Here is a 15,340-nt window from a genome sequence, read left to right on the forward strand (position 1 = left end):
AGCTTGCTTCAATGAATGTGTGGGAGCCTATAGGGGATGAGATCGAGCTCCCCGACCGCCAGGAAGAAACGGCAGGCCCCGCAGGCGGCACAGCACCCCGTCTATTTTTGGCTCGCGGCTGCGATCTCGGTCGTGGCCGGCATCGCCACCTACCTGTTCTACGTCCGCACCACCACCGGACAATACATTGATGAATCCGCGCTGGACGAGGCCGCCCGGGCCCAAGCCAGAATCGGGACTCCGAGCGCCACATTCCTGGATGCCCTCCCGGTGATCTCGGTGGTGATCGCGGCCGTCGTTGTGCTTTTCGTGACGCTGGCCCGGCGCCGCTGGCTGTCCGCCGGGGTCGCGGTGGCCGCCATGATCGCGGCTAACCTGTGCACGCAGCTGATTAAGTCATCGCTGCCGGACCGTCCGGACCGTGGGGTGCTGACGCTGGGGCTGAATTCGCTGCCGTCGGGGCACAGCACTTTGGCGGCTTCTTCGGCCGCGGCCGTCTTTTTGGTGGTATCGCCGCGGTGGCGCCCAGCGGTGGCATTTTTCGGGGGCAGCTATGCCGTGTTTGCCGGCGTCGCAACCCTGATCAACCAGTGGCACCGGCCCGCGGATGTGATCACCGCCTTTTTGGTCGTCGCCGGCTGGACAGCGCTGGCCGGGTTGGTGATCATGCGCACGGGCTCGAGCTGGAACGTCTGGGACGGCTACGGCGAACACTGGGCTGCCTCCCGGCTCTGGCCGTTCCTGTCAGTGCTCGCGGGGGTGCTGGCTGCAGCCGTGGCCGTCCTGGTGCTGCGGGAACTTACACCGGCCGGCGGGAGCAAGGTCAGCATCACGGATTATTTCTGGACCGGTGTGGCCCTGATTGTGATCACCGGTTACCTGCTGACCGTGGCCGGGACTCTCCTGTTCGGGATGGAAGCCCGCCGAAGGCGGCGTTCGCGCAGGCCTAAGACCTAAGACCTGATCTGCCGCCGCATTGCGGAACCGCCAGGCGGGATGTTGCGGGGAATCCAGTACCAGAGTGCCGTTGCCGCGACCATGCCGAGAATCCCCGTGGCCGCAATACCGACAGCGAGCGTGGCGATTGCCGTCAGCCCGGCCAGCAGGGCCGGCCCACCCGAGCTGCCCACATCGGAGAGGAAACGCCAGATGCCCAGAAACTGTGCCCGGCCAGGAGAGGGTGAATAGTCTGCACCTAAGGTCATGATCATCCCGGATCCTATTCCATTGCCGAAACCGATCAGCAAGGACACCAGCAGCAGCGATCCGGCGCCAACCGTAAGCGGCATGAGCAGCAGAGCAAGGCCCATCAGGACCATCGACGGGACCGCCACCCAGGTCCTGCCTTTGCGGTCCATGACCTTTCCCGCCGGATAAAAGACAAGCATGTCAATGGCCCCGGACAGCCCGTAAATCAAGGAGGTCGTTGCGGCGTCAAGGCCCAGATTCTCCGACCACAGCGGGATGACAGCCTGGCGCGAGGCACGGACGGCGCTCACCAGCAGGACGCCCAGCCCCACGGTCAGAAATATTCGCCGATGGCTCACTAACAGCGAACGGACGCCTGCGGGACGCGCTGCGACGGGGCCGGGAGATTCAGCTTCCGGGTGCACAACAAGGTCAGGAAGCGTCCAGGCGACGGCTCCAGCGGCCACCACTGCCACGGCGCCCACCCAATAGGCTCCTGGCAGGCCCAGCACCCCGATCGCCAGCGCACCAGCGAAGGGCCCGGCAAACACACCAATCCGCATGACCCCGCCGAGGGTGGACAAGGCCCGGGCCCGGAACTGCACCGGAACGGCCTCGGTGAGATAGCTCTGCCGGGCTAGGTTAAAAACGGCTGATGCGGCGCCAATCAGTAAAATCCCGGCGGAGAACACCCAGATGTTCGGGGCCTTCGCGCAGCACACCATGGCGATCATGCTCAGCGCGGCCGCCGCAATAATTGCCCGTCGCTCACCGTATCTCGCGGTCAGCAAGGATGCGGGGATGTTGCTGAGCAGGGACCCGATGCCCAGCAAGGTCACGATCAAGGCCGCCGCCGCTACCGAGGTACCCAGGGAACGGGAGCTCAGGGCAATGACGGGGAGAATTGCGCCCTCACCGAGGCCGAAAAGGAGCGAAGGCCCGAAGGCGGGGATGGCGATCCTGCGCAGATTCAGTCTGTCTGCGCTATCGTTTTCGCTCACCCGCCCATTTTAGGCCCCCCGTACCCGCACCCAATTCCGTGGCCCGGTTCCGCCACCGGCTGATTACGCACTGGTTTCCTGCAGTCGTTTAATGAACCATCTGGATTGATCCGGCCCGTAGGGCAGAATAGGGATGGCTTTGGTGGCCAGGTCCGGCATCTCGCGGCTGGCCTGCCTGGCCTGCCGGACCGCTGTTGCCATGGTGCCTGCCATCACCTTGACAAAATCGTCGCTGACCGGAAGTCCGTGTCCAGGGACCAGGAATTCGTAGCGGCCCCGCAGTGCCGACAGCTGCCGCAGCGTGTTGGCCCAGTCCGCCGGATAGGAGTCTTCAAAGGACGGATGGGCCCCCTGTTCCACCAGATCACCGGCAAAAAGTGCGCTCTGCGCCCCAACCAGAAGGTCACCGTCGGTATGGCCCCGTCCCAGATAGAACAATGTTGCGGCACGGCCACCCAGATCAATGAGTACCGGCTGATCCTTGACCGTCGCGGTAGGCAGCACAATCTTCACGTACGAGCCCTCCGCGGCCGCCATTTCCGGCTCTGCCGTCTCTGCGTCAGGTCCGGGGGATCCGGCAGGGCGCAGCAGCGCACGCTGGGACTCGGAGGATTCCGCGATCTCCCGTGCGGCGTTTTCATGCGCCCAAAATTCCGTGACTCCATCCGCTGCGAACACGGCATTGCCGAAGAAGTGGTCGTAATGCGCGTGGGTGTTCACCACTGTCAGTGGCAGATCAGTCACCTCGCGGACTGCTGCCAAAATTTCCGCTGCCTGCCGGGGCCCGCAGCCGGTGTCAATCACCAATGCCCGGTCCCGCCCGATCACCAGCCCGGTGTTAAGCAGAGCCCCTGCCGTACCGAGCACATAGTTTCCTGTACCGACATCCCGCCGCTGCGCCATGGATCTCCCCGTTTTTTGCGCTATCTTTCTTTAGCCCACCCTATTCCAGCGGCGCGACAATTTCGGCCCTACATGTCCGCCAGGACAGATCCCGGATTCTCAATCGCATCCGCAACATAGCGCAGGAACCCGCCTGCCGTGCCGCCGTCGCACACCCGATGGTCAAAGACCAGCGTAAGCTCGGTGAGCTTACGAACGGCCAGTGCGCCGTCCACCACCCAGGGCTTGTCGATGATCCGGCCAATGCCGAGGATCGCGGATTCGGGGTAGTTAATGATGGCAGCCGATCCGTCCACACCGAAGACACCGTAGTTATTGAGCGTAAAGGTGCCGCGGGACAGCTCAGCCGGCGTCGCCTTTCCTGCACGGGCAACGGTGGTCAGCCGGCGGATCTCCACGTCAAGTTCCCTGGCACTGAGCTTTTCCGCGTGCTCGACCGACGGGACCATTAGACCCCGCTCGGTCTGGGCCGCGAAACCCAGATTAATGCCGTCGAGGGTGACGATCTGCTGTCCTACTGCAGTGCCCTCAATCCGGGAATTGAGTTCCGGATATCTCGCCAAACCTGCGGTGACGAAACGCGCAATGAAGGCCAGCAGGCCAGGGGTGTTGTCCGGATTCCGTTGCTTGAGGCTGCTGCGCAGTTCCACCAGCGCCGTGGCGTCGACGTCCACCCATACGGTGGCTTCGGGGATTTCACTGCGGCTCCGGCTCAGGTTTTCCGCAACCGTCTTCCGCAGCCCCTTCAGCGCGGTGCGGCTGCGGATGGTCAGGCCAGTTCGTGCATCACGCTGCTCCGCACTGCCTGCACTGCCTGCATCGCCTGCACTGCCTGCACTGCCTGCACTGCCTGCACTGCCTGCACTGGATTGTCCTGCCAGCGCGGCTTCGACATCGCGGCGCAGGATCAGGCCCTGCGGCCCGGAACCCGCAATGGAATGCAGCAGAAGACCGCCGTCGCGGGCCAGCTTGCGGACCAGCGGTGAAATCACCAGCGGGCTGCGGTGATTGACGGAAACCGCCGACGGCGCGACGGGGACCGCCGCAGAGGCGACGGAGACCGGCGCAGACGCAGTGGAGACCGCCGCAGACGCAGGGGAGACCGCGACGGGGCCGGTTGCCGCTGCACTGGCAGAACTCGCTTGCCCCACCGCTGACTTCTTGCGCGGTCGCGTCCGGCCGCCGGCTCCGTGGCCGGAGGTGCCATAGCCGATCAGGACATTTCCGGACCCCTTTGAGCCACCGGTCTCCACCGGTTCAGTCATCGCTGACTGAACCGATATCAGCGGCTTGCCCACATCCATCGTCTGTCCCGCTTCGCCGTGCAGCACCGCCACCTGACCGGCAAAGGGCGACGGCACCTCAACGACTGATTTGGCCGTTTCAACCTCTGCGATCGGCTGGTCCACGGCGACCTCATCTCCCACCCGGACCAGCCAGTTAACCAACTCCGCCTCGGTTAGACCTTCACCGAGATCGGGCAGCAAAAATACCTGAAGACTCACTGGTCCTCCCACTGAAGTTCATCGACGACATCCAGGATGCGGTCCACCCCGGGCAGATAATGCTGCTCAAGCTTCGGCGCCGGATACGGAATGTCGAATCCGGTCACGCGCCGCACCGGGGCGGCGAGTGAATGGAAACAACGCTCCTGCACCCTTGCAACGATCTCGGCGGCTACGGAGGCAAATCCGGGGGCTTCGGCAATTACCACGGCCCGCCCGGTCCGGCGGACCGCGGCGCAGACCGTTTCATCGTCGAACGGCACAAGCGAGCGCACATCGATGACCTGCAGGGATCTTCCCTCCGCGGCGGCCGCCTCGGCAGCGGCCAGAGCCGTCGGCACAGATGGCCCATAAGCGATCAGCGTTGCATCCGTTCCCTCCCTGGCAATCACGGCCCGGCCAATGGACGTAGCCTGTGCCGTCGATTCGTACGCTGCCCGAAGGGCGTCTATATCCACGTCCTCCTTGGCAAAATACAGCTTCTTCGGCTCAAGGAAAACCACTGGATCCGGGCTTCTGATCGCATCCCGGAGCATGAGATAGGCATCCACCGCCGTCGAAGGCGCCAGTACTGTCAGCCCGGGGGTGTGGACGTAGTACGCCTCCGAGGAATCACAATGGTGCTCCACACCGCCGATCCCACCCGCGTACGGGATGCGGATAACCATCGGCAGCCGCACCTTGCCCTTGGTGCGGTTGGCCATTTTTGCGACATGACTGACAACCTGTTCGAAGGCGGGGTACGCGAAAGCATCGAACTGCATCTCCACCACCGGCTTCATCCCGTTCATGGCCATCCCCACGGCCATGCCCACAATGCCGGATTCGGCCAGCGGTGTGTCAAAACAGCGCTCTTGGCCAAAGCGCTTATTCAGACCTTCGGTAATCCGGAAAACGCCGCCAAGCACACCTACGTCCTCACCAAAGACGACGACGGCGTCATCGGCCGCCATCGAATCGGCCATTGCCAGCGTGAGCGCCTTCGCAAACGTTAAGGACTGCTGCTTGCCTGCTGCAGGGCCTGCCGTTGCCGCAGCAGGCGACTCTGCCGTTGCCGGTGGCGTCTGCACTGACGGATCCGCCGCCGTCGGCCTTGCTGATATTGCGGTCATGACGTGGCTCCTTCGCGGCTGAGTTCTTCGCCCAGCAGCTGTGCCTGTTCCAGCAGCTGGGGTGTGGGCTCACTGTAGACAAACCGGAACAGGTCCTGCGGGTCCACGGAAACGTCCGCATTCAGTCCATCGCGGAGCACCTTGGCCACTGATTCGGCCTCGGCCGCGATCCGCCCTTCATCGGCTTCCGTGAGCAGATTCGCCCCGAGCAGGTACGTCCGCAGGCGCAGCAGCGGATCACGTGGCTCCCACGCGCTTACCTCATCCGCGGTACGGTAGCGGCTGGCGTCGTCGGCATTGGTATGGGACTGCATCCGGTAGGTATGCGCCTCCACCAGGGACGGACCGCCACCCGAGCGGGCACGCTGCACGGCGTTCCCGAGCACGGCAAGCAGCGCCGCCAGATCGTTGCCGTCCACCCGCTCACCGGGCATTCCGTAGCCGATGGCCTTATGCGCCAGTGACGGCGCCACGCTCTGCTGGCTCAGCGGCACGGAAATGGCGTACTCGTTGTTCTGCACAAAAAACACGACCGGAACGTGGAACACCGCGGCAAAGTTAAGCGCCTCATGAAAGTCGCCTTCGCTGCTGGCGCCGTCTCCGCACAGTGCGACGACGACGGTGTCCTGTCCCTTGAGCTTGGCCGCGTGCGCGACACCCACCGCGTGCAGCAGTTGGGTGGCCAGCGGCGTGGACTGTGTGGCCACGTTATGTTCGTAGGGGTCATAACCGCTGTGCCAACTGCCGCGCAGCAGTTCCATCACCTGCACCGGATCGACGCCGCGTGCCATTACCGCAACGGTGTCCCGGTACGTAGGGAACAACCAGTCACCGTCTGCCAGGCACATCGCCGCGGCCACCTGGCAGGCCTCCTGGCCATGCGAGGAGGGGTAGACAGCCATGCGACCCTGCCGCACCAGCGCCGAGGCCTGGTCATTAATGCGGCGGCCCGTCACCAGCTGAGCGTATCCGCGCAGCAGCGTCTGCTCCGCGGGGAGCGGATAGTTCTCCTTATACGTCCGGCCGACGGCGGCAGTACCGCTTTCGTCGATCAGCCGCACAGGCTGCTGCGACGGCAGCATCTGCTCTTGAGTTAGCGCCGGCGTTGACAATTGATTCATGGCCTCATCATCCTTGATCCATGGTGGATGCTTTGAGCTTCAAGTATGCACTTTATGGACGTTTCGTATGCTGTAACCAGAATAATTCTGGAAATTCTCCGATGGAAAAGCTAGTATGAGAGACGAAATGCATACGTGAGACAGATTACCTTTCGTTTTGCCATCCTCCGCCAGGCCCTTAGATACGCGACCCGGGAGCTGACCATGCCCGATCCGAGCACTGCACCGTTGGATGACGTGGATCGCAGAATCATTGCCGAACTCACCCGCGATGGACGAATGTCTGTGACCGCCGTCGCGGATAACGTCCACATCTCACGGGCCCACGCCTACTCGAGAATTTCCCGGCTTACCGATACCGGCGTGCTGACCAAATTCACCGCCCTGGTGGATCCCATCAAAGCGGGTCTGCGTTCCTCCGCCTACGTGACGTTGAAGGTCCGGCAGCATTCCTGGCGCGAGCTGAAGGAAAAGCTGCGAGCTATTGAAGAAATCCACCACATCGCGCTGGTCGGCGGAGACTTCGACGTAATCCTGCTGGTCCGGGCCGTGGACAATGTGGACCTGCGGCGCGTGATCTTTGATCAGCTGCAGTCGATGCCCGGTGTGCTGGACACCCAAACGTTCCTGATCTTCGAGGACGTCGACACCCGCTGACCCACGGCCCGGGTCGAGTAGCAGGCAAACCTGCCCGTGGTACTCCTGTCTGCCCTACGCCGCTAATCCGGAAATAGAGGTGGGGTTGGCTGGGTGGCGTGTGGGGATACGTCCCGCGGGATGGGTCTGCGCCGGTGGTGGTTGAGTGAAGCTGTTGCGTGCCTCAGGCTGCGGGGGTGAGGGTTACGGTGTAGCCGAGGGCTTCGAGCTGCCGGACGTGAGTGTGTGTTCCGACCGCTGCCTCTCCCAGGGTGCGTGCCAGGCAGCGGTTGCCGTGCCCGGTTGAGCCGTTACCCTAGTTCGCCTCCCGCGGAGGAGGACTTGATGCCGGGTGAAAACTTCGCCCGGACGTCGTGGAGCTATAACGTGGCGGCCGCAGTGGACGGTTTCAGCACGCAGCGATTGCCGATGATCGGTACGGCATTCCGAAGCGAACCCGTCGAGGCCGGCTTCCCCGCGCGCTGCGGCAGGTCTGCTGCTGGGCGTGCCGGAAGCGTCAGCAGGTAGCCCGTTCCGCGGTTTCGGCAGGGCTTGCGGATATTAGTGGGCAGATTCCGGGGCCGGCTGGTACAGAATTTCCCCATGGCGTGCGCCGGTGAAAAGTTCCCAGTAGGACTGCGCAATCAGATCCGGGTCGAAGAAGGTCCCCGGCTTCACTACGCCTCCTATGGTGACGGTGCCGACTCTAAGACCCAGTGGGGCCAGCTCATCGGACAGCGTGAACGCCAGGTTCCGCAGGCCTGCCTTTGAAATGGAGGCGGAGGTCCTCGAAGCAACGGGCTTTAGGCCAAGCATGCCGCCGGTGAACAGAATGGTGCCTGATCCCCGCTCGGCCATCTGCGGAATGACCAGCCGTGAGCAGCTCAACGCACCCACAACGTTCACGGTGAAGTCGCTGATTAGGTCCTCTTCGGCCAGGACGGACGGATTGCTGATCGTGTTGGCGCCAGCGTTGTAGACCAGAACCTCCGGGACCCCGAAGTTCTCCTCCAGCAGGGCGAATGCTTCCGCCAGGCTCCCCTTTTCCGAGGCGTCGGCAACCAGCCCGTGCGCATCGACACCCCGGACCTCCAGTTCGGCAACCTGGCGGTCCAGCGACGCCCGGGTCCTAGCCAACAGGACCACGACAAAGCCGTTCCCGCCAAATTTTCGAGCTATGCCGGCACTTACTCCAGCGCCTGCTCCGACGATTGCTATGACTGGTTTGCTCAACTCCACTGCCTCCGATGAATTCATCATGTCGGGCGTCAACTGACGGCCGATTCCGACACAGCCTCCGCGCGGGGGCTGCCAGGGCTGGTACACGGCGGCATCAGGCCCTGGCGTCAACTCTCTGAAAGTATCACGCCTTCGCCCGCAGCCACTCCGACGCTGAATTTTGCCGACCCGGCCATCTGGCAACTGGGTACTGACGGCCGCCACCGACAGTCTCCTACACGCGGTATTTGTCCGACACGCACCCTGTGAGCACGACCAAACGCATCTCTTACAACGGTCCCCCGAGCCAGATCGTGTTGCCGCGGCCATGAAACCGCGAAACTATCCCGGTCAAGGTTCCCGCTACGGACAGACTCTGGATGGCTTCCAGCGACAATCCCCGACCCACTGTTTACCGGCCACCGAGCTTTCGTTGCGTGGGATATTTACTTTTCACAAGCTACTCCTGAAAAGATCCAGGCCCTGAACCGCACCCCGGCGAACCCGCCACTGACTCCAACACACGCGTCCCTATGCCCCAGGGCGCCGGAGCGTTGCCGTCTGGGTAGACTTGCAGGAGTATCTGGGTCGGGTGCACCGGGAGGCAGGGACGGTGCACACTATTTCGTTAACCGGGTAAAAGATGACCACACCAAAACCCGCGCCTGCCGACGCTATGGCCTGGTCCTGCCCCGAACCGGCCTGCAGCCCCTCAGTGAGCCCGGGTCCGGCGAATAGAGTGGGCCGCTATGGTCTTCTTCCGCGCCTGGCCGGGAACGCCTATATCCCGCTGGGCCTGTTTGCCCGTGTGCCGCTCGCCATGCTCACCATCGGCGTACTCACCCTCGTTACGGCCATCAGCGGGTCCTATGCCATTGGCGGCTTTGCCGCCGGTTCCGTCGGTGCCGGTGCGGCTGTCGGTGCGCCGCTGGTTGGCTACCTGGCGGACCGGCTCGGCCAAAAGCCGGTGCTGTTGGTCGCCGCGGTGGCCAACTCGCTGATCGTTGGCGCCGTCGTCGCCTTGGTGTACGCCACAGGGGAATACACTTCCGGGCGTACCTTGGCTGTCCTGGCCGCGGCGCTGCTGGCCGGGGCCACCTCCCCGCAGGTGGGGCCGCTGTCGCGGGTGAGGTGGATGGCGCTGAGCAGGAGGCTGCCCAGGGGCCAGCGCGGGGCGGTCGTTGACACGGCGCTGTCGCTGGAAGGCACGGCGGACGAGGTCACCTTTGTGCTGGGGCCAGCCCTGGTGAGCCTGCTGGCCTCGCTCGTGGCGCCGTGGCTACCGCTGGTTTTGGCCGCCGCCATGACCCTGGTCCTCGTAACGCTGTTCGCCGTCCACCCCACCCACACGGTTGTCGGCGCCCGCAGCGTCGGGTATTCCGGAAACGCCGGCTACGTGCCCAAGGAATCGGTGAACTGGCTCAAGGTGGCGGTCCCGGTGGCCGGCATGCTGTGCATGGGGACGTTCTTCGGCTCTGCCCAGACCGCATTGACGGCCTTCACCGGCGTCCATGGCTCGGTGGACCAGGCAGGGCTCATGTACGCCGCCATGGGTGCAAGCTCGGCCCTCGCCTCTTTGTCCGTGGCCTACTGGCCGCTCGCTTTCACCCATGCCTGGCGGTGGGTGCTGGTATCCGTGCTCATGGTGGCCGGCGCCGCCGCGTTCTTCCTGCCGGGATCCCTGGGCACCATGATCGTGGTGTTGCTGCTGGTGGGCATCCCGGTGGGACCGGCCATGGTCACTATCTTCAGCGTGGGCAGTGTCATCGCCCCTCCGCAGTGGATGGGCACGGTCATGACGGCGCTGGCCAGCGGCATTCTCGCGGGCATCGCGGTAGGTTCCTCGATCTCCGGTGCGCTGGCACAGTCTGCCGGCTATCAGGCGGCATTCATTGTCCCGCTCGCCGCCGCCGGGGCGCTCCTGCTCCTGGGCCTGGTGTCCGCCATGGTGCTGCGTCAGGTGAAGGCCTAGTGTCACATGTGACTGGGTTGTTTGGTTTCATTTTGCCGAGTAGGTGGTCGGTGGATTTGGTCCAGCGGAAGGGTGTGGCGGTTTCGTTGTAGCTAGCTACGCAGTGCCGCAGGTTCCTCTGGATCCGGGAGGGGATCCTCTGTCTGAACATCCAAACGCACTTACGATTTGCGGCTGAGGCATTTGGTGAGTACTGGCGATCTGCTTGTCTGCGCGGGCAATCTGCTTGTCTGCGCGGGCAATCTGCAGTGGCCGTGCGACGTCGGAATCCCGCTATGAGGTTCCGGTCGGCAAGACGACGTGCCACTCACCGCACCACGGCGAGCCGGGTGCAGACTGGATCCAAACCTCGTCAAGCAGCCCGTTGTCAGCGAACAGTCCGACCAGCTCCCCGCCGCCCACAAGCCACACGTTTCTACCACCGAAGGCCTCAATGTCCCGGTGAGTAAAAACCCAGTATGGGATGGAGTAGGGTCAGTCGCCGGCATTATTGTAGCGGATCCACTCGTATGTCGTGGCACCCATCGCCATCGCGCCGACAGTGTCGATGAAGCCGTCATAACCCATCGGTCCCCGACCGTCCACGCCCCGCGAGAGTAACCACGAGAGCGAGTTATCGGGGTCGGCAATGAATCCATCAGGGAACTCGCGGCGAAATAGATCGATTTCATTAATTTAGCGTTCTTTACGGGTATCGGCGGCCAAAATCGGGTTTGCGCTTGGCAGCGAAGGCGGCAAAACCTTCGGCGTAATCGGACGTCGTAGACAGCCCGGCCTGCGCCATGTTTTCCTGCCCGACGGCGGACCAGAGTCCCAGCCGCTCGTCGCGGATTGCGGCCACCAGGTCCTTGCTGGCGGCAAAGGCCAGGGTTGGGCCCGCCGCGACCTTGGCTGCGGTGGCTCGGGTGAAGTCAAGTAGGTCCGCAGCGGGGAGGGACCGGCTGAATAGGCCCGATGCTACGGCTTCGGCACCGCTCATCAGCTCGGTGGTGTAGATCAGATCCAAAGTCCGGTGGGCCCCCAGGCGCTCCGTAAAGAGCCAGTGTCCGCCGGAGTCAAGGGTGGCGCCGAGGTTGGCGAACGGGGAACCGATCTTGGCGGTGTCCGCGATGTACACGACGTCGGTGGCGATCAGCAGACCAAGGCCGACGCCCAGACAGGCGCCGTGCGCCGCGGCAAAGGTGGGTGCGGGGAACGCGCTCATTTTCTGCAGCAATGGAGTCAGCAGATCGCCCAGGTAGCCCATCGCGTCGTCGTTGTCCGGCGTGACCTTTGAGATATCCCGACCGGCGCAGAAAGCACGGCCTTCGCCGCGAAGCAGCAGAGCGCGGACTGAACCGTCTGCGGCGGCAGCAGCGGCGTCGTCGTATGCCCTGCTGAGCTCTGCCAGCGCAGACTCGTCCAAAGCATTGAGCTTGGCCGGGGCGTTGAGGACTATTTCCGCGACATGGTCCGAAATGGTCAGGTCGATCATGGATGGATCCTTGCTGTGGGACAGGACTGGACGAGATCTCCACGCAGCCGCGGACACCCTTGGTCGATCACCGGCACGGGTCGATCACCGGATCAGACGTCGTAGTCAACACTTACCGCGTCGCTTGTCGGACGGGCCTGGCAGGTCAGAATGTAGCCCTTTTCCACTTCATCGGGCTCCAGCGCATAGTTCTCCGCCATTTCCACCGTGCCGGTCACCAGTTTCGCGCGGCACGTGCCGCAGACACCGCCGGCGCAGGCAAACGGGACATCCGGGCGCACCCGCAGGGCCGCATTCAGGATGGACTCCCGTGCATGCGTTGGACTATCCACCTTGCCTTCCAGCCCGTCCAGCTTGAAGGTGATTTTGTACGATTCCGCGCTGTCGTCGGTACTGACCTTGCGGCCGGCCTGACCCTCCGGACGGTCCGGACGCCCCGTGGTGAAGAGCTCAAACCGGACCTGCTCGGCCGGAACACCGCGTTCTGCCAGGGTGTCGCGGCAGAGCTGGACCAGTTCAAAGGGCCCACAGAGAAACCACTCATCGATGTCATCTGCATGGATAGCGGCGCGCAGGAGCGAATCCAGCTTTTCGGCGTCGATCCGGCCGGTCATCAGCGGCGCTATGCGCTGTTCGCGGGACAGAACATGGTGCAGGGCCAGCCGCGCCGGATATCTGTCTTTGAGGTCCGCCAGTTCCTCCAGGAACATCACGTCCATGGCCGCTTTGTTGGCATACACCAGGTCAAAGCGGGTCTGCGGATCCGCGGCCAGCAGGGTGCGGGCAATGGAAATCACCGGAGTAATTCCGGACCCCGCCGCAATCGCCACGTAGCTGCCCGCGGTCCCGGCCAGCTGTTCGGGGTGGTTCATGCTGTTCATGACATTGTGCTTTGCACCGTGCTTGGAGATGAAGGCGCCCGCCGGGCTCATCACGTCGAGGGCGTCTCCGGTCTTCAGTTCGGCATTGGCCCAGGTGGAAAACAACCCACCCAGATCCCGCTTGATCGCCACCCGTATTTCGGAACTGCCGTCAGCGAAATGCATTGGTACCGCGCAGATCGAGTAGCTGCGGCGTAGTTCCTGCGGCTCCCCCGCCTCATCCGGCAGCGTTGTCCGCAGTGCCACATACTGCCCGGGGAGGTAGTCGAACGCACCTGCCAGTTCCGGCGGGACCGCGAACGTTACCTCAATGGCGTCCTCGGTCAGCCTGCGGACGGCGGACACCAGAAGCGTATGGAAAGAGGCGCGGCGTTTGGCCGGAGTGTCGTTTATCGTCTCGTCAAGTTCGCTGGACGGGGAGGTTGATGAAACGGTCACTAGAGCACCTTGAAGTAGTCGAAGGGTTCCTTGCAGTCCTGGCAGACATAGAGTGCCTTGCAGGCGGTAGATCCAAAACGAGTGAGCTCTTTGGTGTTTAGCGACGAACACTGCGGGCATTTTACCTGCAGCGACAGCCTTACCTGGCCCCTTGCCGTATGCCCAATGCCGCCCGCTGCGGACGTCCCGGAAGGAGGCGCGATTCCGTATTCACGCAGCTTCGTCTTGCCCTCCGCACTCATCCAGTCCGTGGTCCAAGCCGGGGAGAGCACGAGTTTTACATGAACGCAGGGGTAGCCCGCCTGCTCAAATGCGCGGGCCAGATCGTCCCGGATCGCGTCCATTGCAGGGCAACCCGAGTAGGTCGGCGTAATGGTGACCTCAACGGCGGGAACAAAACCGCCGTCGTCGACCAAACGCACCTCACGCAGGATACCCAGATCGGCGATACTGAGCACCGGAATTTCCGGATCGCAGACGGCGGCGGCAATGTCCCAGGCCTTCTGATCCGCACTCATCAGTGCTCCGCGTTTAACCCCATTTGCGTGCGGTTCCACAACCATCACCAGCTTGCCCCCGGATATTCCCGCGCCAGCACCTGCATCTCGGCCAAAATATAGCCCAGATGCTCCGAATGCTGTCCACGCCGGCCGCCACCGAGCGCCGACGGCACGTCGGGAACGTCGATTTCGGCCTCCGTCAATACCTCGTTGGTCAGGCGATCAAAATCGGCACGCATTGAGGAAGGCGCGACGGCGGCGTCCCCGAGTCGTGCGGTCAGCGCATCGTCCTCGAAGAGTTCACCAACGTAGGGCCAGAGCAGCCGCAGTCCGGCCAACAAACGGCTGCGGGATTCATCGGTGCCCAAGGCCAGCCGCAGGACCCACTGCGCGCTGTGATCACGGTGGTAATCCACCTCCTTGACCGCCTTGGCAGCGATTGCGGCGACGGTGGCATCCGTGGAGGCGGTCAACCTCCGGTACAGCTCGTACTGGTAATAGGAGACGATGAACTGCCGGACGATGGTGACGGCGAAATCGCCGTTGGGCTGCTCAAAAAGATGCGCTGAACGGAACTCCGGCTCCCGCCGAAAGTAGGCAAGCTCGTCCTCGGTCTTCCCCCATGCGGCACCGGCGTAGGTCAGGAGGGAGCGGGCATGGCCCAACTGATCGAGGGCAATGTTGCCCAGCGCCACATCTTCTTCCAGCTCGGGAGCGCGCGAGATCCAGTGGCCCAACCGCTGGGCCAGGATCAGGGCGTCGTCTCCGAGCCGCAGGGCGTATTCGCCCACGTCTTCGCTGGGCTTAGCTTCGCCGCGCTGCACTTCCAGAGCAATGTCCTCCGGTCGCAGGGCATTGCCGGGGGTAATGCGGGTAGCGCTTGCTGGGCCCACGCCGGCGAGGGACCCGGCCTGAGCCTGCGAAGGTTGGGAGCCGGTGGATGGGCCCACGCCGGCGAGGGACCCGGCCTGAGCCTGCGAAGGTTGGGAGCCGGTGGATGGGCCCACGCCGGCGAGGGACCCGGCCTGAGCCTGCGAAGGTTGGGAGCCGGTGGGGATCACAGGTGCTTCACGCCTTCACTCTTCACGTAATAAGTCGCGTGGCGGTAGTCCTTGCCCTGCGGGGACTCGAAAAAGGATCCCTTGGAGTCAGGGTCGCTGGCCGCAATCGCATCCGCGGGAACCACCCAGATGGAGACGCCCTCATTACGCCGCGTATAGAGATCCCGCGCGTTGCGAAGGGCCATCGCAGCATCCGGTGCGTGCAGGGATCCGGCGTGCACATGGGAAAGTCCGCGGCTGGACCGGACAAAGACTTCCCACAACGGCCAGCCGGTGGCTGTTCCGCTGGTGGTGGACCCGGTCTGTGGGCCCACGCCGGCGAGGGACCCG

At 63.7% G+C, this 15,340-nt stretch carries 15 protein-coding genes; 4 read left to right on the top strand and 11 right to left on the bottom strand.

All coding sequences use genetic code 11. The features are described 5' to 3' along the window. Positions 1–36: 36 nt before the first annotated feature. A complete protein-coding gene (locus tag IV500_RS01405; RefSeq protein WP_196395049.1) occupies positions 37–957 on the top strand; it encodes a phosphatase PAP2 family protein in 921 nt (306 codons plus the stop codon). On the opposite strand, the gene IV500_RS01410 is transcribed toward IV500_RS01405, so the two are convergent. The 5 genes from IV500_RS01410 to pdhA form a co-directional block, all read right to left on the bottom strand. Continuing rightward, complete coding sequence (locus IV500_RS01410; protein WP_196395050.1) at positions 954–2,189, bottom strand: MFS transporter; 1,236 nt, start codon at positions 2,187–2,189, stop codon at positions 954–956. The genes IV500_RS01405 and IV500_RS01410 overlap by 4 nt on opposite strands. 63 nt (positions 2,190–2,252) lie before the next feature. Further along, the gene (locus IV500_RS01415; protein WP_196395051.1) at positions 2,253–3,092 is read right to left on the bottom strand and encodes an MBL fold metallo-hydrolase; all 840 of its coding nucleotides are present in this window, start codon (positions 3,090–3,092) and stop codon (positions 2,253–2,255) included. Between the two features lie 68 nt (positions 3,093–3,160). Beyond that, positions 3,161–4,597, bottom strand: coding sequence for a dihydrolipoamide acetyltransferase family protein (locus IV500_RS01420; RefSeq protein ID WP_196395052.1), 1,437 nt, complete (start codon positions 4,595–4,597; stop codon positions 3,161–3,163). Beyond that, positions 4,594–5,709 carry an alpha-ketoacid dehydrogenase subunit beta gene (locus tag IV500_RS01425; RefSeq protein ID WP_196395053.1) on the bottom strand — a complete coding sequence of 372 codons (1,116 nt, stop codon included), beginning with the start codon at positions 5,707–5,709 and terminating at the stop codon, positions 4,594–4,596. Before IV500_RS01425 ends, IV500_RS01420 begins: the two co-directional genes overlap by 4 nt. Beyond that, complete coding sequence (gene pdhA / locus IV500_RS01430; protein ID WP_196395054.1) at positions 5,706–6,830, bottom strand: pyruvate dehydrogenase (acetyl-transferring) E1 component subunit alpha; 1,125 nt, start codon at positions 6,828–6,830, stop codon at positions 5,706–5,708. The genes IV500_RS01425 and pdhA overlap by 4 nt, the downstream gene beginning before the upstream one ends. Positions 6,831–7,034: 204 nt before the next feature. Between pdhA and IV500_RS01435 the strand changes: the two genes are divergently transcribed. Beyond that, positions 7,035–7,487 carry an Lrp/AsnC family transcriptional regulator gene (locus tag IV500_RS01435; protein WP_196395196.1) on the top strand — a complete coding sequence of 151 codons (453 nt, stop codon included), beginning with the start codon at positions 7,035–7,037 and terminating at the stop codon, positions 7,485–7,487. Between the two features lie 324 nt (positions 7,488–7,811). Next, positions 7,812–7,994 carry a hypothetical protein gene (locus IV500_RS01440; protein WP_196395055.1) on the top strand — a complete coding sequence of 61 codons (183 nt, stop codon included), beginning with the start codon at positions 7,812–7,814 and terminating at the stop codon, positions 7,992–7,994. 33 nt (positions 7,995–8,027) lie between these two features. On the opposite strand, the gene IV500_RS01445 is transcribed toward IV500_RS01440, so the two are convergent. Continuing rightward, a complete protein-coding gene (locus IV500_RS01445; RefSeq protein WP_196395056.1) occupies positions 8,028–8,726 on the bottom strand; it encodes an SDR family NAD(P)-dependent oxidoreductase in 699 nt (232 codons plus the stop codon). Between the two features lie 601 nt (positions 8,727–9,327). Between IV500_RS01445 and IV500_RS01450 the strand changes: the two genes are divergently transcribed. Further along, entirely contained in the window at positions 9,328–10,656 is a 1,329-nt protein-coding gene (locus IV500_RS01450; RefSeq protein WP_196395057.1) for an MFS transporter, read from the top strand. 685 nt (positions 10,657–11,341) lie between these two features. Here the strand turns inward: IV500_RS01450 and IV500_RS01455 are convergent. From IV500_RS01455 to paaB, 5 genes are all read right to left on the bottom strand, one after another. Further along, a complete protein-coding gene (locus IV500_RS01455; protein ID WP_196395058.1) occupies positions 11,342–12,130 on the bottom strand; it encodes an enoyl-CoA hydratase/isomerase family protein in 789 nt (262 codons plus the stop codon). A gap of 92 nt (positions 12,131–12,222) precedes the next feature. Then, positions 12,223–13,404 carry a 1,2-phenylacetyl-CoA epoxidase subunit PaaE gene (gene paaE, locus IV500_RS01460; protein ID WP_312875792.1) on the bottom strand — a complete coding sequence of 394 codons (1,182 nt, stop codon included), beginning with the start codon at positions 13,402–13,404 and terminating at the stop codon, positions 12,223–12,225. A gap of 44 nt (positions 13,405–13,448) precedes the next feature. Further along, positions 13,449–13,967, bottom strand: a complete 519-nt coding sequence (paaD, locus tag IV500_RS01465) for a 1,2-phenylacetyl-CoA epoxidase subunit PaaD (protein ID WP_230854328.1) — start codon at positions 13,965–13,967, stop codon at positions 13,449–13,451. Between the two features lie 44 nt (positions 13,968–14,011). After that, complete coding sequence (gene paaC, locus IV500_RS01470; RefSeq protein ID WP_196395198.1) at positions 14,012–14,899, bottom strand: 1,2-phenylacetyl-CoA epoxidase subunit PaaC; 888 nt, start codon at positions 14,897–14,899, stop codon at positions 14,012–14,014. 107 nt (positions 14,900–15,006) lie between these two features. Then, positions 15,007–15,324: a 1,2-phenylacetyl-CoA epoxidase subunit PaaB gene (gene paaB / locus IV500_RS01475; RefSeq protein ID WP_196395199.1), complete on the bottom strand. Its 318-nt coding sequence runs from the start codon at positions 15,322–15,324 to the stop codon at positions 15,007–15,009. Positions 15,325–15,340 lie beyond the last annotated feature (16 nt).

The organism is Arthrobacter terrae (assembly GCF_015708085.1).
Taxonomy (GTDB): domain Bacteria; phylum Actinomycetota; class Actinomycetes; order Actinomycetales; family Micrococcaceae; genus Arthrobacter_M; species Arthrobacter_M terrae.

Coding starts and splice junctions, on each gene's coding strand:
- IV500_RS01405 (WP_196395049.1), top strand. CDS start 37: ATGAGATCGAGCTCCCCGACCGCCAGGAAGAAACGGCAGGCCCCGCAG.
- IV500_RS01415 (WP_196395051.1), bottom strand. CDS start 3,092: ATGGCGCAGCGGCGGGATGTCGGTACAGGAAACTATGTGCTCGGTACG.
- IV500_RS01425 (WP_196395053.1), bottom strand. CDS start 5,709: ATGACCGCAATATCAGCAAGGCCGACGGCGGCGGATCCGTCAGTGCAG.
- pdhA (WP_196395054.1), bottom strand. CDS start 6,830: ATGAATCAATTGTCAACGCCGGCGCTAACTCAAGAGCAGATGCTGCCG.
- IV500_RS01435 (WP_196395196.1), top strand. CDS start 7,035: ATGCCCGATCCGAGCACTGCACCGTTGGATGACGTGGATCGCAGAATC.
- IV500_RS01440 (WP_196395055.1), top strand. CDS start 7,812: ATGCCGGGTGAAAACTTCGCCCGGACGTCGTGGAGCTATAACGTGGCG.
- IV500_RS01445 (WP_196395056.1), bottom strand. CDS start 8,726: ATGATGAATTCATCGGAGGCAGTGGAGTTGAGCAAACCAGTCATAGCA.
- IV500_RS01450 (WP_196395057.1), top strand. CDS start 9,328: ATGACCACACCAAAACCCGCGCCTGCCGACGCTATGGCCTGGTCCTGC.
- IV500_RS01455 (WP_196395058.1), bottom strand. CDS start 12,130: ATGATCGACCTGACCATTTCGGACCATGTCGCGGAAATAGTCCTCAAC.
- paaD (WP_230854328.1), bottom strand. CDS start 13,967: ATGAGTGCGGATCAGAAGGCCTGGGACATTGCCGCCGCCGTCTGCGAT.